20 protein-coding genes and 1 pseudogene are annotated in these 23335 nt (G+C 72.0%); 7 read left to right on the forward strand and 14 right to left on the reverse strand.

Annotation, left to right across the window (positions count from 1 at the left end; translation table 11 throughout):
- Positions 1–2: 2 nt before the first annotated feature.
- Complete coding sequence (locus H293_RS0111925) at positions 3–971, forward strand: acetylxylan esterase (protein ID WP_020118107.1); 969 nt, start codon at positions 3–5, stop codon at positions 969–971.
- A 99-nt stretch (positions 972–1070) separates the two neighbouring features.
- Positions 1071–2237 (forward strand): EstA family serine hydrolase, encoded by a 1167-nt coding sequence (locus H293_RS0111930; RefSeq protein WP_020118108.1) that lies wholly within the window; start codon positions 1071–1073, stop codon positions 2235–2237.
- 21 nt (positions 2238–2258) lie between these two features.
- Here H293_RS0111930 and H293_RS0111935 read toward each other — a convergent pair whose 3' ends face one another.
- The 3 genes from H293_RS0111935 to H293_RS0111945 all read right to left on the reverse strand — a co-directional run bounded on the left by H293_RS0111935 (position 2259) and on the right by H293_RS0111945 (position 4385).
- Positions 2259–3026 carry an acyl-CoA thioesterase gene (locus H293_RS0111935; RefSeq protein WP_020118109.1) on the reverse strand — a complete coding sequence of 256 codons (768 nt, stop codon included), beginning with the start codon at positions 3024–3026 and terminating at the stop codon, positions 2259–2261.
- Between the two features lie 61 nt (positions 3027–3087).
- Positions 3088–3816, reverse strand: a complete 729-nt coding sequence (locus H293_RS0111940) for a class I SAM-dependent methyltransferase (RefSeq protein WP_020118110.1) — start codon at positions 3814–3816, stop codon at positions 3088–3090.
- A gap of 5 nt (positions 3817–3821) precedes the next feature.
- Positions 3822–4385 (reverse strand): PadR family transcriptional regulator, encoded by a 564-nt coding sequence (locus H293_RS0111945; RefSeq protein WP_020118111.1) that lies wholly within the window; start codon positions 4383–4385, stop codon positions 3822–3824.
- Between the two features lie 68 nt (positions 4386–4453).
- Between H293_RS0111945 and H293_RS0111950 the strand changes: the two genes are divergently transcribed.
- The gene (locus H293_RS0111950) at positions 4454–4846 is read left to right on the forward strand and encodes a nuclear transport factor 2 family protein (RefSeq protein ID WP_020118112.1); all 393 of its coding nucleotides are present in this window, start codon (positions 4454–4456) and stop codon (positions 4844–4846) included.
- A gap of 150 nt (positions 4847–4996) precedes the next feature.
- Here the strand turns inward: H293_RS0111950 and H293_RS0111955 are convergent, their stop codons facing one another.
- Genes H293_RS0111955 through H293_RS0111970 form a run of 4 tightly spaced genes read right to left on the reverse strand, consistent with a single transcriptional unit; the run spans position 4997 to position 8740 of the window.
- Positions 4997–6448, reverse strand: a complete 1452-nt coding sequence (locus H293_RS0111955) for an MFS transporter (RefSeq protein WP_020118113.1) — start codon at positions 6446–6448, stop codon at positions 4997–4999.
- Positions 6449–6498: 50 nt separating this feature from the next.
- Positions 6499–7728 carry an RNA polymerase sigma factor gene (locus tag H293_RS0111960; RefSeq protein ID WP_020118114.1) on the reverse strand — a complete coding sequence of 410 codons (1230 nt, stop codon included), beginning with the start codon at positions 7726–7728 and terminating at the stop codon, positions 6499–6501.
- Positions 7725–8066 carry a YciI family protein gene (locus H293_RS0111965; protein WP_020118115.1) on the reverse strand — a complete coding sequence of 114 codons (342 nt, stop codon included), beginning with the start codon at positions 8064–8066 and terminating at the stop codon, positions 7725–7727. The genes H293_RS0111960 and H293_RS0111965 overlap by 4 nt, the downstream gene beginning before the upstream one ends.
- On the reverse strand, positions 8063–8740 hold the full coding sequence (locus H293_RS0111970) for an SgcJ/EcaC family oxidoreductase (RefSeq protein ID WP_020118116.1): 678 nt from the start codon (positions 8738–8740) through the stop codon (positions 8063–8065). The genes H293_RS0111965 and H293_RS0111970 overlap by 4 nt, the downstream gene beginning before the upstream one ends.
- 108 nt (positions 8741–8848) lie before the next feature.
- Between H293_RS0111970 and H293_RS0111975 the strand changes: the two genes are divergently transcribed.
- The 3 genes and pseudogenes from H293_RS0111975 to H293_RS54700 all read left to right on the forward strand — a co-directional run.
- A complete protein-coding gene (locus H293_RS0111975; protein WP_020118117.1) occupies positions 8849–9676 on the forward strand; it encodes a class I SAM-dependent methyltransferase in 828 nt (275 codons plus the stop codon).
- Positions 9677–9901: 225 nt separating this feature from the next.
- On the forward strand, positions 9902–11038 hold the full coding sequence (gene rho / locus H293_RS0111980; protein ID WP_020118118.1) for a transcription termination factor Rho: 1137 nt from the start codon (positions 9902–9904) through the stop codon (positions 11036–11038).
- A gap of 136 nt (positions 11039–11174) precedes the next feature.
- Positions 11175–11960 (forward strand): annotated as a pseudogene (locus H293_RS54700) (D-alanyl-D-alanine carboxypeptidase family protein); the annotation flags it as partial.
- A gap of 83 nt (positions 11961–12043) precedes the next feature.
- Here the strand turns inward: H293_RS54700 and H293_RS60030 are convergent.
- From H293_RS60030 to H293_RS0112000, 3 genes are all read right to left on the reverse strand, one after another.
- The gene (locus tag H293_RS60030; protein WP_020118121.1) at positions 12044–13399 is read right to left on the reverse strand and encodes a glycosyltransferase 87 family protein; all 1356 of its coding nucleotides are present in this window, start codon (positions 13397–13399) and stop codon (positions 12044–12046) included.
- Positions 13396–14799: a polyprenol phosphomannose-dependent alpha 1,6 mannosyltransferase MptB gene (gene mptB / locus H293_RS0111995; RefSeq protein WP_020118122.1), complete on the reverse strand. Its 1404-nt coding sequence runs from the start codon at positions 14797–14799 to the stop codon at positions 13396–13398. Before mptB ends, H293_RS60030 begins: the two co-directional genes overlap by 4 nt.
- A 110-nt stretch (positions 14800–14909) precedes the next feature.
- Positions 14910–15839: a glutaminase gene (locus H293_RS0112000; RefSeq protein WP_020118123.1), complete on the reverse strand. Its 930-nt coding sequence runs from the start codon at positions 15837–15839 to the stop codon at positions 14910–14912.
- A gap of 166 nt (positions 15840–16005) precedes the next feature.
- On the opposite strand from H293_RS0112000, the gene H293_RS0112005 reads away from it, so the two are divergent.
- Positions 16006–17757, forward strand: coding sequence for a right-handed parallel beta-helix repeat-containing protein (locus H293_RS0112005; RefSeq protein ID WP_020118124.1), 1752 nt, complete (start codon positions 16006–16008; stop codon positions 17755–17757).
- Here the strand turns inward: H293_RS0112005 and H293_RS0112010 are convergent.
- The 4 genes from H293_RS0112010 to H293_RS0112025 form a co-directional block, all read right to left on the reverse strand.
- On the reverse strand, positions 17691–19118 hold the full coding sequence (locus H293_RS0112010) for a UDP-glucose dehydrogenase family protein (RefSeq protein WP_020118125.1): 1428 nt from the start codon (positions 19116–19118) through the stop codon (positions 17691–17693). The genes H293_RS0112005 and H293_RS0112010 overlap by 67 nt on opposite strands.
- 37 nt (positions 19119–19155) lie before the next feature.
- On the reverse strand, positions 19156–20178 hold the full coding sequence (gene galE, locus H293_RS0112015) for a UDP-glucose 4-epimerase GalE (protein WP_020118126.1): 1023 nt from the start codon (positions 20176–20178) through the stop codon (positions 19156–19158).
- A 66-nt stretch (positions 20179–20244) separates the two neighbouring features.
- Complete coding sequence (locus H293_RS0112020) at positions 20245–22116, reverse strand: glycosyltransferase (RefSeq protein ID WP_020118127.1); 1872 nt, start codon at positions 22114–22116, stop codon at positions 20245–20247.
- A complete protein-coding gene (locus H293_RS0112025) occupies positions 22113–23144 on the reverse strand; it encodes an NAD-dependent epimerase/dehydratase family protein (RefSeq protein WP_078612558.1) in 1032 nt (343 codons plus the stop codon). Before H293_RS0112025 ends, H293_RS0112020 begins: the two co-directional genes overlap by 4 nt.
- Positions 23145–23335 lie beyond the last annotated feature (191 nt).

Below are 23335 nucleotides of genomic sequence, written 5' to 3' on the forward strand. Positions count from 1 at the left end.
GCATGGCCCTGTTCGACCTCCCCATCGACGAGTTGCGCGAGTACCGCAGCGAGTCCACGGAGCCCGAGGACTTCGACGCGTTCTGGTCCAAGACCCTTCAGGAGGCCCGCGAGCACGACCTGGACGCCCGCTTCGAGTTCGTCGACACGGGCCTGTCCACGGTGAAGGTGTACGACGTGACGTTCGCCGGGTTCGGCGGCCACCCGGTCAAGGGCTGGTTCACGATCCCCGCCGAGGTCTCCGCCCCCATACCGGTGGTCGTGGAGTTCATCGGGTACGGCGGCGGCCGCGGCCTGCCCCACGAGCACCTGCTGTGGGCGTCGACGGGCCGGGCGCACTTCGTGATGGACACCCGCGGTCAGGGCAGCGCCTGGGGCGGCGGCGGTGGCACCGCCGACCCGGTGGCCGGCGCGCCCGCCTACCCCGGGTTCATGACCCGGGGCATCGACGCCCCCGAGAACTACTACTACCGCCGGGTGTTCACCGACGGCGTGCGTGCGTTGGAGGCGGCCCGTTCGCACCCGCTGACCGACCCGGCACGCACGGTCGTCCTCGGCGGCAGCCAGGGCGGCGGCATCTCGATCGCGGTCGGCGGTCTGGTGCCGGACCTGGCGGCGGTCGCCCCGGACGTGCCGTTCCTGTGCGACTTCCCGCGCGCGGCGACCATGACGGACCGTCACCCGTACCGGGAGATCGGCCTCTATCTCAAGACGCACCGCGGCCGCTCCGCGGACGTCCTCGGCACCCTCGCCTACTTCGACGGCGTGCACTTCGCGAGCCGCGGCCGCACCCCGGCGCTCTTCTCGGCGGCCCTGGAGGACCAGACCTGCCCGCCCTCCACGGTGTTCGCGGCCTTCAACGCCTGGAGCCACGGCGACAAGGCGATCGAGGTCTACGACTTCAACGACCACGAGGGCGGCGGCCCCTACCAGCAGGCGGCGAAGCTGCGCTGGCTGCGCTCGTACGCCTAGTCCCGGCGGGAACCTTCCCTCCAGCCCGACCAGTCGGTATGTTCGCGGGACCCGGATCGCAGTGCCGCGGTCCGGGCTTCCGGCGACGACGGAGGGCCCATGTCCGAGTACCGGCCGGCTGTCCACGGCCACTGCGACGAGCGTTTCGCGGCCGTGCGGACGGCGTTCGAGGAGAACTTCCGGGACCGTGCCGAGCTGGGCGCCGCGGTGAGCGTCACGGTCGACGGCGAGACGGTCGTGGACCTGTGGGGCGGCTGGGCCGACGCGGCCCGCACCCGCCCCTGGGAGCGCGACACACTGGTCAACGTGTGGTCGACGACGAAGGGCCCGACCGCCCTGTGCGCCCACATCCTCGCCGACCGTGGCCTGCTCGACTACGACGCCCCGGTGGCCGCGTACTGGCCGGAGTTCGCCGCGGCGGGCAAGGAGAAGGTCCTGGTACGGCACCTGCTGTCGCACCGGGCCGGGCTGTCCGGGCTGCGCGAGCCGCACACCCTCGCCGAGCTCTTCGACTGGGAGCTGACGACACGGCGGCTCGCGGCGACGGAGCCCTGGTGGGAGCCGGGCACGGTGTCCGGGTATCACGCGTTCACCTACGGCTTCCTGGTGGGCGAGGTCGTCCGGCGGGTCTCGGGGCTGCTGCCGGGTGCCTTCCTGGAGCGGGAGGTGACCGGGCCGCTCGGCATCGACTTCACCATCGGCCTGCCGGAGAAGGAGGCCGGGCGGGCCGCCGAGCTGGTGCATCCACCGGCCGTGTCGACCAGCGAACAGGCCGCGGTCTTCGCCCAGTTGGCACCCGCCGCGATCGCCGCCCTGACCAACCCCGTGGCGGGCGCCGCGGAGGCGAACACACCCGAGTGGCGGGCCGCCGAGATCCCCGCCGCGAACGGCCACGGCACCGCCGGGGCCGTCACCGCGCTGTACGGCGTCTTCGCGGGCCGCGGTTCCCACGACGGCCACCGCGTCCTGTCGCCCGAGGCCGCCGAGCGGGTCCGCGAGAGCCAGGGCAGGTGCCGTGACCTGGTGCTCGGCGCGGGGCTCGACAGTGAGACGGAGCTCGGGCTCGGCCTGTGGCTCAGCGGGCCGAACGGCTCGTACGGGCCCAATCCGCGGGCCTTCGGTCACGACGGCTTCGGCGGGTCGTGCGGACTGGCGGATCCGGAGGCGGGTATCGCGCTCGGCTATGTGCTGAACCGTATGGGGCCGCACATCGCCGACGACCCGCGCAAGATGGCGCTGATCGACGCCCTGTACAGCGCCCTGTGACCGCGGGGGCCGCCACCGGCCTCAGGGACGCTCGCCGCGCATCACGCGGGACTGGCGGCCCAGCGCCAGCAGACGGCCGTCCGCAGCCCAGACGGCGCTGTCGTCGACGGCCCAGCCTGCGCCCGCGTGATCGGTCCTGATGCGTACGAGGGTCCAGCCGTCACCGGCGCTCTCGTCGAGGGCGTCGGTGAAGTGGACGGTGAGTTCCGCGCTGGGCACGGGGCGCGGGCTGCGCCAGATCGCGTACAGCGCGGGCGGGAGCACATCGGTGAGGGTGACCACCGCCCCGGCGTCGAGGGCACGCCCGTCCGTGAACCGCACCCAGGCCAGCAGTTCCGCCCGGTCCCCGCCGGCCAGCGGGAGGTCGGCGGTGGCGGGCCGTATCTCCAACTGCCGGGCGAAGGGCGCCAGATGACCAGGCAGCCGGACGGCCCGGCAGTTCTCCGGGCCCGGCACGTCCGGCGCAGGCTGGCCGTCGTACGACGTCCCCGAGCGCCCGGAGCCGAACAGGGCCGATCCGACGACGACCGGGAGGCCGTCCTGGTGGCCGGAGAAGACGCAGGCGGCGGTGCGGCGCCCGGAGGCGGGCGCGGTGCCCGAGACATGCAACGGACCGGCGGCGGCCGGGGCCAGGAAGTGCGTGGTCAGCGTGCGCACGGGGTGGGCTCCGCCGGCGAAGCGCGCGCGTACGGCCGCCAGGGCGACGGCGGCGACATGACCGCCGTGCGCCCCCTCCCAGGACCGCCACAGGGGGTCGATGCGCGTCTCGTGCTCGGTGGATGTGGTCACGCCCCTCACCATAACCTGGCGAGTTGGAAAATCAAACTGATAAGTTGGAAATCCGGACCGACTAGACCGGACGCCTCGACACGACCATCCGGACCCGCGGACTGCCATCCCGGCGCACACCGAACTCGGGCAGGGCGTGCAGCTCCACCCGAAGTCCCGCCCATTCCAGTTCCCGTCGTACGTCCCCGAGCCGGAAGGCCCGGTAGTACATGACGAACGGCGGTCGCCACAGGGCGTTGCGCACCCGCATCACGGCGTCGAAGCCATGGAGCATCCAGTAGGCGGGCGACGACGGCCGGGGCGGGGCGACGATCGGGAAGGCGAAACAGCCGCCCGGTCGCAGCACCTCGCGGACCTGGGCGAACAGGCCGTGCAGCTCACCTGGCAGGAAGTGGCCGAAGGCCCCGAAACTCACCACGAGGTCGAAGGACGCGGGGGCGAACGGGAGGGCGCGCGCGTCTCCCCGCACCCAGGACAGGCGCGGCCCGCTCGACCGGGTCCGCCTGCGCGCCACGTCGAGCATCCCGGCACTGAAGTCGACGCCGGTCACGCTCTCCCGGCAGACCCGCGTCAGCACCCGGGCGCCGGCGCCGGTGCCGCAGCACAGGTCGAGCCCGGCATCGAAGGGGCCTGTCCGGCGCAGCGCGGACGCGACGGCGTCCAGCACCGAGTCGGGCGTACGGAAGGGCGTGTGGTCGAACTTGGGGGCGAGCAGGTCGTAGCCGCGCTCGACGGACGACAGCGCCTGGACGGCGAGTTCGCGGAGGCTGGGGCCTTCTGGGCTGAACATCCGCGTCAGCTTAGGGGAGCACGGCGTTTCAGGATGCCCAGCGCGCGCTCGCACCAGCGGACGGTCTCCGTTTCCAGGGCGATTCCGCCCAGGAGCGTGAGATAGGGGCCGATCCGGTCGGCCTCCGCGAGGTACCGCTCCTCGGTGCGGCCTTCGAGGAACCGGTCCCGGACCCGCTCGTAGCGGGCGAGTTTGCCGCGCGCCCAGGACAGGCGCTCCTCGAACAACGCCCGGGTGACCTCGGGGTCGACGCCGTCCATGGCCTGGATCTTGATCAGGAACTCGTCACGGAGCGCGGCCGGCCTGCGGGGCGGTTCGGCGGCGAACGCGCTCAGTTCGCGCCGGCCGGTCTCGGTGAGGGTGAACAGCCGCTTGTTCGGCCTGCGTTCCTGCTGCACCACCCGCGCCTCGATCAGCCCGTCCTCCGCCAGGCGCTCCAGCTCGCGGTAGAGCTGCTGAGGGGTCGCGGGCCAGAAGTTCGCCAGCGAGACGTCGAAGACCTTGGACAGTTCGTAGCCCGAGGCCTCGCCCTCCAGCAGAGCGGCCAGGACGGCGTACTTGAGCGACATGTGGACACGCTAGCAGCAGGTGATTAATCTACTCCACACCTACTCAACAATTTGACTATGGAGACGTGATGCGAGCGTTCCGAGAAGCGGTCGAAGCAGGGGACCTCGGCGCGGTGGAGGCGTTGCTGGCCGACAACGTGGTCTTCACGAGTCCGGTGGTGTTCAAGCCGTACGAGGGCAAGGCCATCACGGCGGCGATCCTGAGCGCGGTCATCAAGGTCTTCGAGGACTTCCGCTATGTGAGCGAGCTGAGCAGCGAGGACGGCCGCGACCACGCGCTGGTCTTCGCGACCCGGGTCGGCGAACGAGCGCTGGACGGCTGCGACTTCATCCATGTCGACGAGAACGGCCTGATCGACCGGTTCATGGTGATGGTCCGTCCCCTGTCGGCCGCGCAGGCCCTCGCGGCGGCCATGGGGGCGCGATTCGAGGAGATCGCGAAGGAGGCGGCCCTTCGCTAGGCCGGGGCGGTCATCCCCGCCGACAGGAGGCGAAGTCGTGTTTCCTGCGCAGGCCCCTCACCGGCCCGGTCGCGGGCCCGGTGCGCCCCCTCGTCGACATCGGACCCGGCGAAGGCGATCACGAACGCAATCGACGCCTGAAAGTCCGCTTCAGCCGACCCGCTCGCCCGGCATGGGCCGGGCCTCGTCCGGAGCGGGCCCCGAGGTGCGCGCCGTCCGCCGGGTCGCCGGGCGCAGCAGCACGAGCGCGCAGCCGATGCCGGTCACCGCGAGCACGACGCACGCGGTGAACGCGGCCTGGTGGCCCGCCGTCAGAGCCGCGAGCCGCCCGGTGCCGACCGTGTGCGACACGGTCGCGGAGGTGACGACGGCGACGCCGAAGGCCCCGCCGATCTGGAACGCGGCCGTCTGGACTCCGGAGGCGACGCCGGAGTCCCGTTCGCCGACCCCGGTCAGGGCGGCGATGGACCCGGCGACCGCGCAGGCCCCGACGCCGGGCCCGAAGAGCAGCAGGGCGGGCAGCAGGTCGCGGACGAAGCCGCCGTCCACGGGCACTCCGGTCAGCAGCAGGGCGGCCAGGGCGGACAGCGCCAGTCCGCCCACGGCGACCGCCCGGGCGCCGGTCCTGGTGACCAGGGCCTGTCCGGCGTACGACCCGACGACCGCGCCCAGCGGCATCACGACGTTGGCGAGGCCGAAGCGCAGCGGCGACCAGCCGAGGACGCCCTGGCCGTACTGGGACAGCGTGTACGACATCCCGAAGGCGGTGGCGCCGAGCAGGAAGACGACCAGGTTGGCACCGCTCACCGTCCGGGAACGCAGCAGCCGCAGCGGCACGAGCGGGGCCTTCGCCCGGGACTCGGTGCGCAGGAAGACGAGGGCGAGCACCACCGCGAGGGCCAGCAGGCCGGTCGTCCGCGCCGACAGCCATCCGGCGCGGGGTGCCTCGACGACGGCGTACACGCAGGCGACCAGGGCGCCGGTGGCGGTGAGGGCGCCGATCGGGTCGAAGGAGCGGGTACGCGCCTCGGTGCGGCTCTCGCGCAGCAGCACCGGGCTCAGTGCCAGCAGGACCAGGGCGACGGGCACGTTGAGGAAGAAGACCCACTGCCAGCCGAGGACATCCGTGAGAGGGCCGCCGATCAGCAGGGCGGCGGTCGCGCCGAAGCCGCCGCTGCCGGACCAGAGGGCGAGCGCCTTGTTGCGTTCGGGGCCCTCCTCGAAGGTGTTCAGCAGGATCGACAGGGCGGTGGGCGCCATGACGGCGGCCGAGACGCCCTGGACCGCTCGGGCGGCGATCAGTACGGCGGCCGTGCCGGCGAACCCGCACCACAGCGAGGAGAGCCCGAACAGCAGGGTGCCCGTCATGAAGACGCGGCGGCGGCCCAGCAGGTCGGCGATCCGGCCGCCGAGCAGCAGCAGTCCGCCGAAGCTGAGCAGATACGCGCTCATCACCCATTGGGCGCCGCTCGGGGAGAAGCCGAGGCCGTCGGCGATCGAGGGCAGGGCCAGGACGACGATCTGCGCGTCCAGGATCACCATGAACCCGGCGACGCAGAGCAGACAGAGGGCGTACCAGCGGCGGGCGTCGGTGGCGGTCATGGGGACCTCCGGTGTCTCGGGATTGCCTTCACCCCACCGACGAACGCCTCCTACGCGGATCGACACTCCGCGAGCCGCTTTTCGAGGAAGTGCCGCTCGGCGTCGTTCTCCACCAGCTCCAGAGCCCGCTCGTACGCCCGGGCCGCCTCGGTCGTACGGCCGCTGCGGCGCAGCAGGTCGGCGCGCGTCGCGGGGAGCAGGTGGTAGCCGCTCAGCTCGCCCTCCCGCTCCAGTTCCGCGACCAGGGCCAGCCCCGCGTCGGGGCCCCGGGCCATGCCGACGGCCACCGCGCGGTTGAGGCGGACCACGGCCGAGGGCACGAAGCGGACCAGTTCGCCGTACAGGGCGGCGATGTCGGCCCAGTCGGTGTCCTCGGCCGTGGCGGCCGTCGTGTGGCAGGCGGCGATGGCGGCCTGGATCTGGTACGGCCCGGGCCGGCCGCGACGCAGCGCGGTCTCCAGCAGGGCCGCGCCCTCGCCGACCTCCTCGCGGTCCCATGCCGTGCGGTCCTGGTCCTCCAGGGTCACGAGGTCGCCGGCCGCGTCCACCCGGGTCTCGCGGCGGGCGTCGTGCAGGAGGAGCAGCGCGAGCAGGCCGAGGGCCTCGGGCTCGTCGGGCATGAGCCGGACCAGGACACGGGCCAGCCGGATCGCCTCCGCGCACAGGTTCCGTCGTACGAGATCGGCGCCCGAGGTGGCCGCGTACCCCTCGTTGAACAGCAGGTAGATCACGCCGAGCACGCCCGTCGTGCGCTCGGGCAGCAGGTGGGCGGGCGGCACCCGGTAGGGGATACCGGCGTTGCGGATCTTCTTCTTGGCCCGCACCAGGCGCTGCGCCATGGTCGCCTCGGGGACGAGGAAGGCGCGGGCGATCTCCGGCGTGGTCAGTCCGGCGAGGGTGCGCAGGGTCAGGGCGACGCGGGCCTCGATGTGCAGCGCCGGGTGGCAGCAGGTGAAGATCAGCCGCAGCCGGTCGTCCTGGACACCGCTGTCGTCGTACGGCTCCTCGGGTGCCGTGAGCATGGCCGCCTCCCGTATCTTCCGCTCGCCGACCGCCTCCCGGCGCAGGACGTCCATGGCCCGGTGGCGGGCGGTCGTGGTGAGCCAGGCGCCGGGGCGGCGCGGGACGCCGTCGCGCCGCCACCGGTCGAGGGCCTGGGCGAAGGCGTCCTGCGCGCACTCCTCGGCGAGGTCCCAGTCGCCGGTCACCCGGATCAGGGTGGCGACGACCTGGCCCCACTCCTCCCGGAAGGCGGCGGCGACGGCCTCCTGTGCGCTCACTCCCACACTGGCCGTACTTCCACGGAGCCGCCCGCGAGCGCCGCCGGGTGCCGGGAGGCGAGGGAGATCGCCTCGTCCAGGTCGGCGACCTCGATGATGTCGATGCCGGCGATGTACTCCTTTGACTCGATGAACGGGCCGTCGGTGAGCAGGACCTCGTCGCCCTGGACGCGCACGGTGGTGGCGTCGGAGGCGGGGCGCAGACGGGCTCCGCCCTTGACGAGGTCGCGGCTGCGGACCTCCTCGATGTAGGAGGTGAAGCGGGGGTCGTCGGCGATCTCGGCGGGGCTGAGTTCCTCGCCGCCGGCGGGGGTGCAGATCAGCAGGACGTACTTCATGACCGCTCCTCGGTGGTGCGGGAGATGTGCTCGTGTGCGATCAGCCAGCGGGGGCCGACGTCGCGGTAGCCGGTGGTGACACGCTGCAGCCCGTCGCCGGTACGGATGAGGGCGTGGGCGAAGGCGATGCTCTCGTCGACACGGACCCGGAACTCCAGGACCTCGCGGGTGACCGGCCCGGTGGACGTCTCGGCGAAGGCCTTGCGGAGCGCCTCGACACCCCTGTGGTGCCGGCCCTCCACCACGACCTCCGCGTCCGGGGCGAAGCAGGCGAGCGTCCGCTCGACGTCTCCGGTGCGCGCCGCCTCCGTCAGCTCGGCGTCGAGGCGGCGGATCTGCCCCTCGGCGTCCTCGTCCTCCCAGAACGGCCGTACCTCCAGGGCCCCGATCGTCGCCACGGGGTGCTTGGCGGCCGCCTCGACCGCCTCCTCCAGGGTGTCGCACTCCAGGACGTCGAAGCCGGCGACGTACTCCTTGGTCTCCGCGAACGGGCCGTCGGTGCGCAGCACCTCGCCGCCGCGCACCCGCACGGTGACCGCGTCGGCGGGCAGCGCGAGCCGGTGCCCGTGCAGCCGTACGCCACGGTCGCCGAGCTCCTCGACCCAGGGTTCGACGGGTGCCATGCCCGAGGCGTCGTTGGTGTCGTCGCCGCAGACGAGCAGCATGTACTTCATGGTTCCTCCCGGTCCTCATGTGCTTCCTACACCCCGCCGACGAACGGGACCGGCCGGAATCGACACCGGCGCGCGAAAAAAGGGACCGGTTCGCGATTGGATGGCCTCATGACGTCCGACGAGCACGCGCGGCTGATGCGGGTCAACCAGGCCAACTGGGACGCCCGCACCCCCGTCCACCTCGCCAGCCGGTTCTACGGCCTCGATCAGGACCTCGATCCGGAGCGCTGGTTCGCCAACTTCGAGTGGGAGGACCTCGGCGAGCTCACCGGCCGTGACGTGCTCCACCTCCAGTGCCATCTCGGCACGGAGACGGTCGCCCTCGCCCGCCGTGGGGCCCGGGCGGTGGGCCTGGACTTCTCGGCGGCCTCCGTCACGGCCGCCCAGGGGATCGCGGCGCGCGCGGGCGTGGACGTCGAGTACGTGCGGGCGAACGTGTACGACGCCGTCGAGGCGCTGGGAGGACAGCGGTTCGACGTCGTGTACACCGGGAAGGGCGCGCTGTGCTACCTGCCCGACCTGGCACGGTGGGCGGACGTGATCGCCCGACTGCTGCGTCCGGGTGGCCTGTTGTACGTGGTCGAGTTCCATCCGCTGCTCAACTCGCTGGGCCCCAAGCCCGCTCCGGACGAGGGGCCGGAACTCCTCCTGCGCCACGACTACCTGGGCGGCGACGGCCCCGTGCACCGGGACGCGACTCGCACGTACACCGACGGTCCGGCCGTCGAGGGCGCCACGGCGAGCTACGAGTGGACGCATGGAATAGGAGAGGTCGTCACCGCGTTGACGGGGGTGGGACTGGGTGTCCGGAGTCTGCGCGAAAGCGATGAACTGCCCTGGCCGCGCTGGTCGCGGATGACCCGCACGGCGTCCGGCTGGTGGCGGCTTCCCGAGCCGCGGATCCCGCTGCTGTACGGACTCCTCGCCACGCGCTGAGTAGCCGTGGTACGGTCCTGCTAGCACTTGTGTACGCCCGTTTCGGGGCGCCGGTGCCAGTTCCCTCTCCTCCCGCCGGTCGTTGTACCGGCTTCTCCTCAGTACCTCGCAGCTCTTGTGGGTGCTGCCTTCCGCCGCCCGAAGGCGTTGTCCGCCTTCCCTCTCGCGGCTTCCCCCCTCCTTCCGCATGTCCCATGCCTTCCGTCCTCGAAAGGACAGACCATCATGACCACCACTCTCGAAAGCCCCCCAGTACAGCAGCAGCCCCCGGTCCGCGCCGTCACCGGCGTCCTCGACATCGACGCGGGCGGGAAGGGTCACCTCCGTGCCGCGAGCCTGCTGCCCTCGCCCTCCGACCCCCAGGTCTCCCCCGCCCTGATCCGCCGCTTCGGCCTGCGCAAGGGGGACGTCGTCGACGGGGTGCGCGGCACCCAGCGCGCCCTCACCGAGGTCGCCCGCGTCAACGGCCACGAACCCGGCCGGAACCGTCGCTCCTTCCACGACCTCACACCCCTGCACCCGCGCGAGCGGATCCGGCTCGAACACCCGGCGTCAGGACTGACCGGGCGGGTCGCGGATCTGATCGCGCCCGTCGGCAAGGGCCAGCGCGGGCTGATCGTGGCCCCGCCCAAGACCGGCAAGACGGTGCTGCTTCAGCAGATCGCGGCCGCCGTCGCCGGCAACCACCCCGAGTGCCGCCTGATGGTGGTGCTGCTCGACGAACGCCCCGAGGAGGTCACCGACATGCGGCGCTCCGTGCGCGGCGAGGTGTACGCCTCGACGTTCGACCGCACGCCCAAGCAGCACATCGCGCTCGCCGAGCTGGTCATCGAGCGGGCCAAGCGGCTCGTCGAGGCCGGCGAGGACGTCGTGATCCTGCTCGACTCCCTGACCCGGTTGTGCCGGGCCCACAACAACGCGGCTCCCGGCAACGGCCGCACCCTCAGCGGCGGTGTCGACGCGACCGCGCTGATCGGGCCGAAGAAGTTCTTCGGCGCCGCCCGGCTCGCCGAGGAGGGCGGCTCGCTGACCATCCTCGCCACCGCCCTGGTGGAGACCGGTTCGCGCGCCGACGACTTCTACTTCGAGGAGCTCAAGAGCACCGGCAACATGGAGCTGCGCCTGGACCGCGAACTCGCCTCCCGCCGTGTCTTCCCGGCCGTCGCCGTCAACCCCTCCGGCACCCGTCGCGAGGAACGCCTGCTGACTCCGGCGGAGTTGACCGCCGTACGAGGACTGCGCAGGGTTCTTCAGAACGGCGACGGCCAGGGCAACCTGGAGACGCTCCTCCAGCGGATGCGCGAGACGCCGGACAACGCGACCTTCCTGCGCCGGATCCAGCCGACCCTGCCCGGCGGCTGACGGGCCATCCCCCGTCCGGGTGCTCACGCGCCCCGCACGGCCCGGGCAGCGCGGTGTACGGCCGGTCCGTTCCTAGCTTTGCAGTATGACTATCGGATTTCCCTCCCGGGTTGCCGTCTCGACCTGCGCCCTGTGCATGACGGGACTGCTGGTGTTCGCCTCCGCGACGGCAGCCGCGCACACGGGCTCCGACCCCGGCGCGTCCGGCGCACCGCCGCCCGCGGCCGCGTCACCCGCCGTGCTGTACCGCCCCGGTGTCCAGGTCCGGCCGCACCGGGGCGTGCCCCGGGTCCCGGACGTGTCCGCCCTGTCGTGGGTGGTGGCCGACGCCGACAGCGGGGAGGTCCTAGCGGCGCACGACGCCCACCGCCGGCTGCCCCCGGCCAGCACCCTGAAGACCCTGTTCGCCCTGACCGTCCTGCCGTTGCTGCCCGGCGGCCTCAGGCACACGGTCGGCGCGAACGAACTCTCGGACATCGGGCCCGGCAGCAGTCTCGTCGGGGTCGCCGAGGGACAGACCTACCAGGTGGCCGACCTGTGGCGCGGGGTCTTCCTCAACTCCGGCAACGACGCCGTGCACGTCCTGGCCGGGCTCAGCGGCGGCTGGTCCACGACGGCCGCCCGGATGCAGGCCAAGGCGCGCGCCCTGGGTGCCCGGGACACCCATGTCCGCTCCCCCGACGGCTACGACACGCCGGGCCAGGTCTCCTCGGCGTACGACCTCGCCGTCTTCGGCCGGGCGGGGCTGCGCAACGCGGACTTCGCGCGGTACTGCGGCACGGCCGAGGCGCAGTTCCCCGGCCGGGGCGGCTGGTGGTACGGCATCCGGAACACCAACCGGCTGCTGACCGGTGCCGACGGGGTGAAGCCCTACGACGGGCTGATCGGGATCAAGAACGGCTACACCAGCCACGCCGGCAACACGCTCGTCGCCGCCGCCCGCCGGGGCGACCGGACCCTCGTCGTGACCGTGATGAATCCTCAGTCGGGCGGCGGCTTCACGGTCTACGAGGAGGCCCGCGCACTGCTCGACTGGGGGTTCGGCGCGGCCGGGCGGGTGGAGCCGGTGGGCTCGCTGGACGCGCTCAAGGTGAAGCCGCGGCCCGGGCCCGAGGCGGTGCCGGTCGCCGCGGCGGTCTCCTCGGAGGGCTCCGGGCCCGGCTGGCTGGCGACCTGGGCCATCCTGGGCGCCGCCGGACTCGGCGCGGGTTCGATGGCCTTGGCGCTGCGGGCCCGGTTCGGGCGGGCGACGGCCGACTGACCCACCGGCAGCCGCAGCAGCAGGCCGAGCGTGATCCAGGTGTAGAGGTTGCTGCCGAGGAGGCCGTCGACGCCCGACGCGTCGTCGAACCACAGCCACACCACACTGGTGCACAGCACGGCGTACAGGGCGCCCGCGATCCGCGGGTGCCCTGTACGCACGAGGACGGCGAAGGACGGCAGCAGCCACACCAGGTGGTGCACCCAGGTGATCGGGCTGACCAGACAGGCGGTCAGCCCGGTCAGCGCGAACGCGGCCGCCCAGTCCCCCGCCGCCACCGCCCGCCGGGCCCGTACGGCCCACACGCCCAGGGTCAGCAGCACGGCCACCGCCCAGACCGCGCGGTCCGTCTCGCCGAGCCGGGCCAGGATGCCCTGCAACGACTGGTTGGAGACGTAGTCCAGCCGTCCCACCCTGGTCGTGTCCCACAGCGCGTCGGTCCAGTAGAAGCGCGAGGCGTCCGGCGCCGCGAGGGCCGCGAACCCGGTCGCGGTCAGGGCCACGACCGTGGCGACCGCCGCCGCCCGCCCGCGCCGGGCGAGCAGGAGCAGGCCGATGAACAGGGCCGGTATGAGCTTCACCGCGGCGGCCAGCCCGATCCCGGCACCGGCCCAGCGCTCCCGGCCGGTGGCGAGCAGCCACGCGTCGACGAGGACGAGCGCCAGCAGCAGGAGGTTGACCTGGCCGAAGCTGAAGGTGTCGCGCAGCGGTTCGAACAGCGCGAGCGCGCAGGCGCCCAGGGCGCAGCCGTACCAGCCGTGGCGCCGCCAGGACCGGCCGGTGAGCAGGCGTACGACCACGGCCAGCGCCGCCAGGTTGAGCAGCAGGCCCACCGCGATCGCGGCGCGCAGGTCGAGCAGGGCCATCGGGAGCATGGCGACGGCCGCGAACGGCGGGTAGGTGAAGCCGTACGTCGTCCCCGGCACCCGGTAGTCGTAGAGCCGTCCGCCGTGGTGGACCCAGGTGTCGACGGCTCCGTGGTAGACGCGCAGGTCGAACCAGTCCCGCAGGAGCGGCACGGTCGCCGTGAAGACGGTGACGGCGGTGCCGGCGGCGAGGACGAGCAGCAGTCGGCCGCGATCCGTGGCCGGCGCCCTCATGCCGTGTGTCCGGTGGCCGGGGCCTGGGCCGTCTGGTGGGCCTGGACCAGCACGACCAGGGCGAGGACGCCGCCGGAGACGGCGAGGACGAGCTGCCCGGTGTCGGCCGGGCCGCCGCTCGGGAGGGTGGCGAGCGCGAGCACACCCGTCACGGCGGCCACCCGGTGCCGTACCGAGGCGCTGGGCGCGGCGGCCGCGATGAGGAACAGCCCCCACAGCGCGTACCAGGGCCGGATCGCCGGGCCGAGAGCGGCGAGGGTGGCCAGGCTCAGGCCGAGGGCGTAGACGGGTCGCGGACGCAGGCGCAGCCAGGTGTGGCCGATGACGGCGACGGCCGTGACGATGCCGAGCGCGTGCCAGAACGGGACGGCCAGCGGGGCCAGATCGCTGCCGAACCGTTCCAGCAGGGCCCTGGTGGCGCGGCCGAGGAGGCTGGTGAGGGCCCAGTTCCCGGACGACACAGGGGTGTTGAGGGCGCCGATCCAGCCGTAGCCGGTGCCCGCGACGGCCGTCGCGGCGACGGTGGTGGCGGCTGCCGAGACGACGGCCGTCAGAACGGCTTTCGCCGGACGGTCGCCGGCCCGGACGCGCAGCACGACGATCGCGGCGAGCCCGAGGATGGCGGGGGCCTTGACCAGGGCGGCGAGCGTCACGAGTACGGCTCCCAGGATCGGCCACCGGCCGAGGGCGGCGACCAGGCCGAGGCCGAGCAGACCGAGCATGACGGCGTCGTTGTGGGCACCGGCGACCAGGTGCAGCAGCACGAGCGGGTTGAGGGCGCCGAGCCAGAGCGCCGCGGCCGGGTCGGCGCCGCTGTGGCGGGCCAGACGGGGCAGGACGGCGGCCATCACGGCCACGCCGAGCAGGGCGACGAGCCGCAACCCGAGCAGACCGGCGGGGAGTTCACCGCGGGACACCTTGGCCAGCACGGAGGCCAGGCCGAGGAACACGGGGCCGTACGGGGCGCCCGTGTCGCGCCACATGGGGGCGACCTCGTCCGCGAGGGGACCGCCGAGCAGGGCGGGGCCGTGGGCGTAGACGTCCATGTGGGCGTCGGCCATGGCGCCTTGGGCGAGGTAGCTGTAGACGTCCCGGCTGAACAGGGGCGGGGCCAGCAGCAGCGGAATCGACCAGACGACGAGGACGGCCGTGAGCTCGCGCGTGCCGGGCCGCCGGTCGGGGCTGCGCACCTGACGGCCGAGGAGGAGCCAGGCCGCTATCAGCAGGACGACACCGAAGTAGGCACCGACCAGGCCCAGGGCCGCCCGGGGCGAGGCCGGGGTGAGGAGTTCCCGGGCGGGGAGGGCTCCCGCGCTCTCCCCGCCCGCGGCGAGGAAGGTGGTGCCGACCAGACCGAGGACCTGGCAGCGGCGGAGATCGACGGGAATGTTGGCCAACACGCGAGCAGCGTGTCAGTCGTGGGTGGCTGACGGGCGACGAGGCGGCGACCGGGGTGTGACCGGTACATGGTCGGCTCCGGGATCCGGGTCCGGGATGCGCACACACCGGCTCAGAACACAGAGAGGCCCGTCAGCGTCGTGAACCTGTCCAGGGCCGCCACCCCCGCCACCGAGTTGCCGCGCTCGTCCAGACCCGGGCTCCATACGCACAGCGTGCAGCGGCCCGGTACCACCGCGATGATGCCGCCGCCCACCCCGCTCTTGCCGGGCAGGCCCACCCGGTAGGCGAAGTCGCCCGCCGCGTCGTACGTGCCGCAGGTCAGCATGATCGCGTTGATCTGCTTGGCCTGGCTGAGGGTGAGCAGGCGGGTGTCGTCGGCGCGGATGCCGTGGCGGGCCAGGAAGGTGGTGGCGAGTGCCAGGTCGGCGCAGGACGCCCTGATCGAGCACTGCCGGAAGTACTGGTCGAGCAGGACCGGGATGTCGTTGTCGATGTTGCCGTACGCGGCCATGAAGTGGGCCAGGGCCGCGTTGCGGTCGCCGTGGGCAGCCTCGGAGGCGGCCACCTCCTCGTCGAAGTCCAGCGCCGGGTTGCCGCTCTCCTCGCGGAGGAACGTCAGCAACGCGCCCGCCGCGTCTCCGGTACGGCTGTGGAGGCGGTCGGTGACGACGAGAGCGCCCGCGTTGATGAACGGGTTGCGCGGGATGCCGTTCTCGTACTCCAGCTGCACCAGGGAGTTGAAGGGGTTGCCGGAGGGTTCACGGCCCACGTGCTCCCAGAGTTCGTCTCCCTCGCGGGCCAGGTCGAGCGCGAGGGTGAAGACCTTGGTGATGGACTGCGTCGAGAACGGCTCCCGCCAGTCCCCGACGCCGTACACCGTGCCGTCCAGCTCCGCGACGGCCATGCCGAAGCTGCGCGGGTCGCAGGCGGCGAGCGCGGGGATGTAGTCGGCGGGTGCGCCGCGGCCAGGGGTCCGCTCGATCTCGTCGGCGATGCGCTCCAGGACCGGTCGGAACTGCGAGGACATGATCGTCATCATGCCTCACGCCTGTCTCGTGTGCGGCGGCGGTATCGGCAGGAGGCCAATCAGGCATGTCTTGATCCGAACTCCGCGTGCTGGTCCGCCGATCTCCGCCTCGCACGTCAGGGTGAGTCTGCGGCCTCCATGAATCGGGGTCCGCTCGGCCATCGAGCAGACAGGAGCGATGTTGCGCCAGCGAGACGAAAGCGACGGAGCCACCGGCTTGCAGCGGTCGGCCCACCAGAAGCGCACTGGGCCGGTCGCCGGACCGCTGCGGCGAAGTACCGCGGCCGGCCTGTGCGCGACCGTAGTGCTGCTGGCCGGTTGCAGCGCGCCCGCCCCGTATGCACCCCTGCAGGAGAACCCCGGGGACGGACGCACGTTCTATCTCAGTCCGCAGGGAGACGATGGCAACGACGGTCGGACACCGCAGACCGCCTGGCGCACACTGCTGCGCGCCGACGCCCTGCGGTTCAAGCCGGGCGACCGGCTGCGGCTGAAGGCGGGGGCACGTTTCCCGGGCAGACTGAGCATCGGTCAGGGGGACGCCGGCAACGCCCGCAAGCCTGTCGTGATCGAGTCCTATGGAGCGGGCCGCGCGACGATCACGGCCCGCGGCACGCGCGCCATCGAGGTGCACAACACGGGCGGAGTCGTCGTCCGTGACCTGACTCTCGTCGGCGACGCCGCGTCCTACGGATCGCACGACGGCATCGCCTTCGTCAACGACCTGCCCGGCGACCGGAAGCTGCCGTACATCCGGGTCTCGGATGTCGAGGTGTCGGGCTTCCACAACGGCCTCCGGCTGCACGGCGGCGCCGAGGCATCCGGCTTCCGTGACGTGGTGATCAAAGACTGCGCACTGCACGACAACCAGGACGCCGGTCTCGTGTCGGACGGTCCGCCGTTCTCCGCGGACGCGCCCGCCTACGCGCACGACGAGGTGACGGTGTCGAGGGTGACCGCGTACCGGAACGCCGGAGACCCGCAGGCGTCCGAGCGCAACACCGGCAGCGGCATCGTCCTCGGCAGCGTCCACCGGGGCACGGTGGAGCGGTCCGTCAGCCACAGCAACGGGAGTTCGTCCTCCCCGGACGCCGTCGAGGGGCCCGAGGGCATCTGGACGTACGACTCGACCTTGATGACGCTGGAGAGGAACGTCTCCTACGGCAACCACACCGGTTCCACGGTCGACGGCGGTGGGTTCGGCCTCGACAACAACGTGTCCCACTCGCTCATGCAGTACAACCTGGCCTACGGGAACGACGGTTCGGGCTTCCTGGCGTACTCCGCCGCCCCGAACACGGCGCACAGGAACAACACGATCCGGTACAACATCAGCCACAACGACGGCCGCAAGCTCGCGCACTACGGCGGCATCGTCGCGTTGGGGTGGCGGGTCACCGATCTCTCGATCTACCAGAACACGGTGCTGACCACTGCGAACGGCGCCGTCCGCGCACCAGCGCTCCGGCTCGAGCCCAGCCTGCGCGGCGTCACCGTGCGCAACAACGTGTTCGTCACGGACGGCTCGCCCGTCGTCGCGGCACAGGGGGCCTTCGACGCGTCGTCCGTGCTGATGCAGGGCAACGACTACCACAGCTCGGGAGACTGGGCCCTGCTGTGGGGCGGGCGCCAGTACAGCGACCTGGCCACGTGGCGCCAGGAGACGAGCCAGGAGTCGCTGGGCGCGCGAGTCACCGGCACCGACCACGACCCCTGCCTCGCCCAGGTCCCGACGCCCGCGGCCGGTCCGAAACTGCGCGGCGGCGAACCGACGCGCGGCGCACTCGCAGGACGGTGCGTCAACACGCTGGCCGCTTTCGCGGTGGACCTGCGAGCCATCGGAGTCGACCCCGGACAGGTGGACTACTTCGGAGCGCCACTGAGCGGATCGCCCGGTGTGGGAGCCGTGGCGACCGGGCCGCCCGCCTGAGGGATCGTCACCCGGAGGCCGTCGCCCGGGCCCGGCGTCGGAACGTGGACCGGACGGCCCAGGGCGCGGAGGTGCCAACCGGCCTCCCGCCAGCGGGCCGGGTCCAGGGCGTTGCGTGCGTCGATCATCCGCGGGACCCGGACCACCTGGGACAGCTTCACCGGGTCCAGTGCACGGTACTGGCGCCACTCGGTCAGATGCAGCACCAGATCCGCGTCCCGGCACGCCTCCATGGCGTCCGTGCAGTAGGCCGGTCCGGGCAGTGCCACGCGCGCGTTGTCGATGCCTTCCGGATCGTGCACGCGGACGTCGGCGCCCTGGGCGACGATCTCCGCGGCGACGGCCAGAGCCGGCGAGTCCCGCACGTCGTCGCTGTCGGGTTTGAAGGTGGCGCCCAGCACCGCGACCCGCCGTCCCGGGAACTCACCGCCCAGGAGCTGCCGGGCCAGGTCGACGGTCCGCCGCCGCTGCCGGTGGTTGATCCGGTCGACCTGGCGCAGGAAGGAGACCGCTTCCCCCACCTGCAGTTCCTCGGCCCGGGCAAGGAACGCTCGGATGTCCTTGGGCAGACAGCCGCCGCCGAACCCGAGGCCCGCGGACAGGAACGCCCGCCCGATGCGCGCGTCGTGGCCGAGAGCGTCGGCCAGAGTCACCACATCGGCGCCCGAGGCGTCACACACCTCCGCCATGGCGTTGATGAAGGAGATCTTCGTCGCCAGGAAGGAGTTGGCGGCGACCTTCACCAGTTCCGCGGTGGCGGGATCGGTGCTGAGGTAGGCGACACCGGCCCGCAGCATCGGTTCGTAGACCTCGCGCAGGGTCCGGTCGGCGCGGGGCGAGGTGACTCCCACGACCAGCCGGTCGGGGCGCAGCGTGTCCTGGACGGCGAATCCCTCGCGCAGGAACTCCGGGTTCCAGACGACCTCTGCGTCGACGCCGGGGCGAACCTGCGAGGTCACCCTGCGGGTGAGTGTCCGGGTGGTGCCCACCGGAACGGTCGATTTCCCGACGATGAGGCTGTCGCGGGTGAGAAGCGGTGCCAGACCGTCGACGACCGCCTCCACATGGCTCAGGTCGGCGGCGAGGGAGTCGGCGCGTTGCGGTGTCCCGACGCACACGAAGTGCACGTCCGCGAAGTCGGCGGCCTCCTGCAGGGAGGTGGTGAAACGCAGCCGCCCGGCACGGGTGTTCCGGATGAGGATCTCCGGCAGGCCGGGTTCGAAGAAGGGCGCCCGGCCTGACGCGAGCGCCGCGATCTTCCCGCTGTCGGTGTCGACACCGAGGACGTCGTGTCCGATGTCGGCCATGCACGCGGCGTGCACGGCTCCGAGGTAGCCCGTACCGATGACAGTCAACCGCATGGGAGTACTCCTGTCTTGGGACCGCCGAGTCGACGGGTCAGCTGGCGTAGCCGTGGGGGTTGAGTTCCTGGAACCGCCAGGCGTCACGGCACATGGCGGCGAGGTCACGCGTGGTGGTCCAGTTCCAGGCCTCGGCCACCGCACTCGCGTCGGCGACGAGCTCGGCGACGTCGCCGGGTCTGCGGTCGACGACCTGGTAGGGAATGGGCCGGCCGCTCGCCTCGCCGAAGGCCGCGACCAGTTGCAGCACGGAGGTGCCGGTGCCCGTGCCGAGGTTGAACACCCGCATGCCGGTGCGGTCGTCCACGTGCTGGAGGGCCACCCGGTGTCCCTCGGCGACGTCCATGACGTGGATGTAGTCCCGCACTCCGGTGCCGTCCGGCGTGGGGTAGTCGTCCCCGAAGACGCTCAGCCGCTCCCGTCGGCCCACGGCGACCTGGGCGACGTACGGCATGACGTTGTTGGGGACGCCCTGCGGGTCCTCGCCGAGCAGCCCGCCGGGGTGGGCTCCGACCGGGTTGAAGTAGCGCAGGGCGAGCACTTTCAGGTCCGTCAGGTGGGCGCAGACGTCCTCCAGGATCCGCTCGCACGTCAGCTTGGTGCGGGCGTAGGGGTTCGTGGGCGCCACCGGGCTCTGCTCGGTCAGGGGGACGGTCCGCGCGTCGCCGTAGACGGAGCACGACGAGGAGAAGACCAGCCGTCGGACGGCGTGCTCGTGCATCACCGACAGCAGGGCGCAGGTGCCGCCGACGTTCGTGTCGTAGTACTCGACCGGCAGGGCCACCGATTCCCCGACCGCCTTGTGGGCCGCGAAATGGATGACGGCGTCCACCTGGTGGGTGGCGAACACCCGTGAAAGAGCCGGCCGGTCGCGCACATCGACCTGGTAAGCGGCGGCGAGCGGTCGGCCCGCGGTCTTGGCGATGCGCTCCAGGGCGTGGGGAGAGCTGTTGGCGTGGTTGTCGACGACGACGACTTCGTAGCCGTGGGCGAGCAGTTCGACGCAGGTGTGGCTGCCGATGAAGCCGGCGCCACCGGTCACCAGGACGGTTTCGGGCATCGGGCACCTCGTTCTTCGTCACGAAGGAGTGGGGCGTTGCGGGCGGGCGCCGGGCGGACACGGGCATCAGCCCGAGAGGAAGCCCCGCACGTAGGTCGGGAACAGCAGCAGCGCGAAGCCCAGCGGCACGAGCGCGACGAGACCCGCGGCCAGCGGCCGGATCGCCGTCCGCAGCGCCCGGTGCGCGCCCACACCCGCGGACCTCGCGGTCTCCCGGATGTGCAGCACGCTGACGGTGAGGGTCACCAGCGCGTACGAGATCGAGCCGAGGAGACACAGGAACACATAGCCGATGGCGGGGCCGGTCAGCTGCCCGACCACGGCCGCGCCGGACAGGACGACGGTGATCAGGAGGTAGGGGAGCATCAGGCGCAGCGGCAACGGCTCCATGCCGTCGCGGAACTTGGGCGTCACCTTGAAGACGACCTTCCGCGGCCGCAGGCGCTGCACCAGCGCGGCCATGGCACCCCAGGCCACCCACGGCCAGCGGGTCAGCCCGAACAGCCAGCCCTCCCAGCTCAGCAGCGGCGCGTCGACGGGGCGCAGCAGGCCGCGTCTGCGCAGCAGCAGGGTGAGCAGGACCAGGAAGAACGACATGGCCCAGAAGTGCAGGAGGAAAGCGCCGTAGTTCACGTTGATCCACGGCTGGCCGGTGACCGCGGCGATCGGCGGCAGCAGCAGGCCTGCGGTGGTCGTCAGCGCGAGCAGCGGATAGTAGGACAGGGCGAAGGCGAAGCGGATCCGCAGTCGGCCGGGCATGCGCCACAGATGCTTCGGGAGCATGCCCAGCAGCATGAACACCAGGCTCCGCGACCACTGGAACTCCTGCGTCACCATGGCGGCGAAGGTGATGGGGCCGTCGCCGTGCGCCTCCGCGTCGATGGCGAACGCCCCGTGCCAGCCCGCCGAGTTCAGCAGGAACGTGGTGGCGAAGTCCTCGGCCAGTTCGGGGCCGAGCCCGCCGATGTCCTGCAGGGCGCGGGTCCGTACGGCGTAGTGGGAGCCGATGCACAGCGGTGCCAGACCGTCGGAGTGGCCCAGTTGCATCGGTCCGTGGAAGGTGGCCTCGCGGTGCAGCCGTCCGCGTGCCGACCACGAGGTGCGGGCGTTGGCGTCGCACACGCTGGGTGCGGCGACGTAACCGATGGCCGGATCGGCGAACGGCCGGACCACTTCCCCCAGGTAGCGGGGGTGGGGCACGTGGTCGACGTCGAGTTGGGCGACCACGTCGTAGTCGGCGTAGCCCCAGTGGTCGTAGAAATGCGCGAGGTTGCCCTCCTTGCACCGGGTGCGGCGGGGCCAGGCGTCCCGGTGGTACGACGCGGCACCGCGGCGGCAGGACACGCGCACGGCGTTGGCCTCGCACCAGTCCAGGATCTCCTGGCTCGGGTCCTCGTCGCACAGCCATACGTCGTAGGGGTGCGGGAAATCCTGGCGCAGCATGGCGCTCAGGGTGGTACGGGCGACCTGCCAGGGCTCCGACGGTGCCCGGGTCACCACGAACGCGGTCCGCAGCCGGGGCACGTCGACGGCGGGGTCGAAGGTGCGCAGCCGTACCATCACGACGACGAAGTACAGCGGCAGCGCGGACAGGTACAGCAGGAGGGCGCTGTTCACCGCGAAGCCCACCAGGCCGACCCGGTGTTCCGGACGCAGCCACCACTCCCAGAAGCAGACGAAGGCGACCCACCAGCCCACCGCGAGCAGGGACACCTTCATCCGGTCGAGGCGCCCCAGCAGGGGGACGCAGGACGCGGGGCCGGGCGTGAGCCTTCTGCGCGGTTTGCCGAAAACCGGTCCGTCGGCCGGCATGTCGACGACGTTGCCCGCCGACAGGGTCCATAGGTGGGATCTCAGCATCGCCTCGTCGGTGCGCACCGCACGCGGCGCACCGTCCAGGGCGGTGCCGTGCGTCCGGCCATGATCCGTCTCGGTCACGACGCGGCGGCGACGGTCGCGCCGACCTGGCAGGAGGCGGCCGTGACGACGCCGTCCTGCTGGCCGCCCCGGATCGCGGAGAGCGCGGCGGCGATGTCGTCCGGCCGGGAGGCGAACCACTCCACCGTTCGCCGCAGACCCTCCTCGATGCCGATCTCGGGGCTCCAGCCCAGGCGCTGCGCCGCTCGGGCGATCGCCGGCCGGCGGCGGGTGGGATCGTCGACCGGCAGCGGGTGGAACTGGATCTGGGCCTGCGACCCCGTGAGGTCGAGAACGAGTTCCGCCAGTTGCAGGACCGTCAGTTCGACGGGATTCCCGAGGTTGACCGGTCCGGGTTCGTCGTTGTCCAGCATGGAGACGATTCCGCGCACCAGGTCGTCGACGTAGCAGAAACTGCGGGTCTGCTTTCCGTCTCCGTAGACGGTCAACGGTTCCTGGGCGAGTGCCTGGACGACGAAGCTGGAGACGACCCGGCCGTCGTGCGGGCGCATGCGCGGACCATAGGTGTTGAAGATCCGCACGATTCCCGTGTTCGTCCCGCGGTTCGTCCGGTATGCCTGGGTCAGTGCTTCGGAGAACCTTTTCGCCTCGTCGTAGACGCTGCGCGGGCCGATGGGGTTGACATGGCCCCAGTACGTCTCGTCCTGGGGGTGTACCTCGGGGTCTCCGTACACCTCGCTCGTGGAGGCGAGGACGAAGCGGGCGGCGTTTCGCGCCGCCAGCAGCAGCGCGTTCTCCGTACCTCGGCTGCCCACGGCGAGCGTCTCCAGGGGGCGGGCGAGGTAATCGGGAGGCGAGGCGGGGCTGGCGAGGTGGGCCACCGCGTCGACGGTGCCCGACACCTGCACGGACAGACTGACGTCCCCGCGGACGAGTTCGAAAGCCGGGTCTCCGAGAAAGGGGGCGATGTTCGCCGGATCGCCGGTCGAGAAGTCGTCGAGGCACACGACTTCGTCGCCGCGCCGAAGGAGTGCTTCGCATAGATGCGAACCGAGAAAACCGCCGCCACCTGTCACGGCCACACGCATGAATTCTCCTGGACTCACCGAAGGGATTCCATCGCTCCGCCCGGCGGGGAAGGTGCGGAATCTTGCACCGGGACATGAGACGGCCTGATTCGGAGGCCGCAGAATTCACGATATGAGCATTAATAGGACATAAATGGGAATGCCGACACTGGCTGCGCCGATCAGCGGGTATCGCCCGAGGGACGCGGTCT

Origin of the sequence: Streptomyces canus 299MFChir4.1, assembly GCF_000383615.1 — a bacterium.
In the GTDB taxonomy this organism is placed as follows: Bacteria; Actinomycetota; Actinomycetes; order Streptomycetales; family Streptomycetaceae; genus Streptomyces; species Streptomyces canus_C.

Coding starts and splice junctions, on each gene's coding strand:
- H293_RS0111925 (WP_020118107.1), top strand. CDS start 3: ATGGCCCTGTTCGACCTCCCCATCGACGAGTTGCGCGAGTACCGCAGC.
- H293_RS0111930 (WP_020118108.1), top strand. CDS start 1,071: ATGTCCGAGTACCGGCCGGCTGTCCACGGCCACTGCGACGAGCGTTTC.
- H293_RS0111940 (WP_020118110.1), bottom strand. CDS start 3,816: ATGTTCAGCCCAGAAGGCCCCAGCCTCCGCGAACTCGCCGTCCAGGCG.
- H293_RS0111945 (WP_020118111.1), bottom strand. CDS start 4,385: ATGTCGCTCAAGTACGCCGTCCTGGCCGCTCTGCTGGAGGGCGAGGCC.
- H293_RS0111950 (WP_020118112.1), top strand. CDS start 4,454: ATGCGAGCGTTCCGAGAAGCGGTCGAAGCAGGGGACCTCGGCGCGGTG.
- H293_RS0111955 (WP_020118113.1), bottom strand. CDS start 6,448: ATGACCGCCACCGACGCCCGCCGCTGGTACGCCCTCTGTCTGCTCTGC.
- H293_RS0111965 (WP_020118115.1), bottom strand. CDS start 8,066: ATGAAGTACGTCCTGCTGATCTGCACCCCCGCCGGCGGCGAGGAACTC.
- H293_RS0111970 (WP_020118116.1), bottom strand. CDS start 8,740: ATGAAGTACATGCTGCTCGTCTGCGGCGACGACACCAACGACGCCTCG.
- H293_RS0111975 (WP_020118117.1), top strand. CDS start 8,849: ATGACGTCCGACGAGCACGCGCGGCTGATGCGGGTCAACCAGGCCAAC.
- rho (WP_020118118.1), top strand. CDS start 9,902: ATGACCACCACTCTCGAAAGCCCCCCAGTACAGCAGCAGCCCCCGGTC.
- H293_RS60030 (WP_020118121.1), bottom strand. CDS start 13,399: ATGAGGGCGCCGGCCACGGATCGCGGCCGACTGCTGCTCGTCCTCGCC.
- H293_RS0112000 (WP_020118123.1), bottom strand. CDS start 15,839: ATGATGACGATCATGTCCTCGCAGTTCCGACCGGTCCTGGAGCGCATC.
- H293_RS0112005 (WP_020118124.1), top strand. CDS start 16,006: ATGTTGCGCCAGCGAGACGAAAGCGACGGAGCCACCGGCTTGCAGCGG.
- H293_RS0112010 (WP_020118125.1), bottom strand. CDS start 19,118: ATGCGGTTGACTGTCATCGGTACGGGCTACCTCGGAGCCGTGCACGCC.
- galE (WP_020118126.1), bottom strand. CDS start 20,178: ATGCCCGAAACCGTCCTGGTGACCGGTGGCGCCGGCTTCATCGGCAGC.
- H293_RS0112025 (WP_078612558.1), bottom strand. CDS start 23,144: ATGCGTGTGGCCGTGACAGGTGGCGGCGGTTTTCTCGGTTCGCATCTA.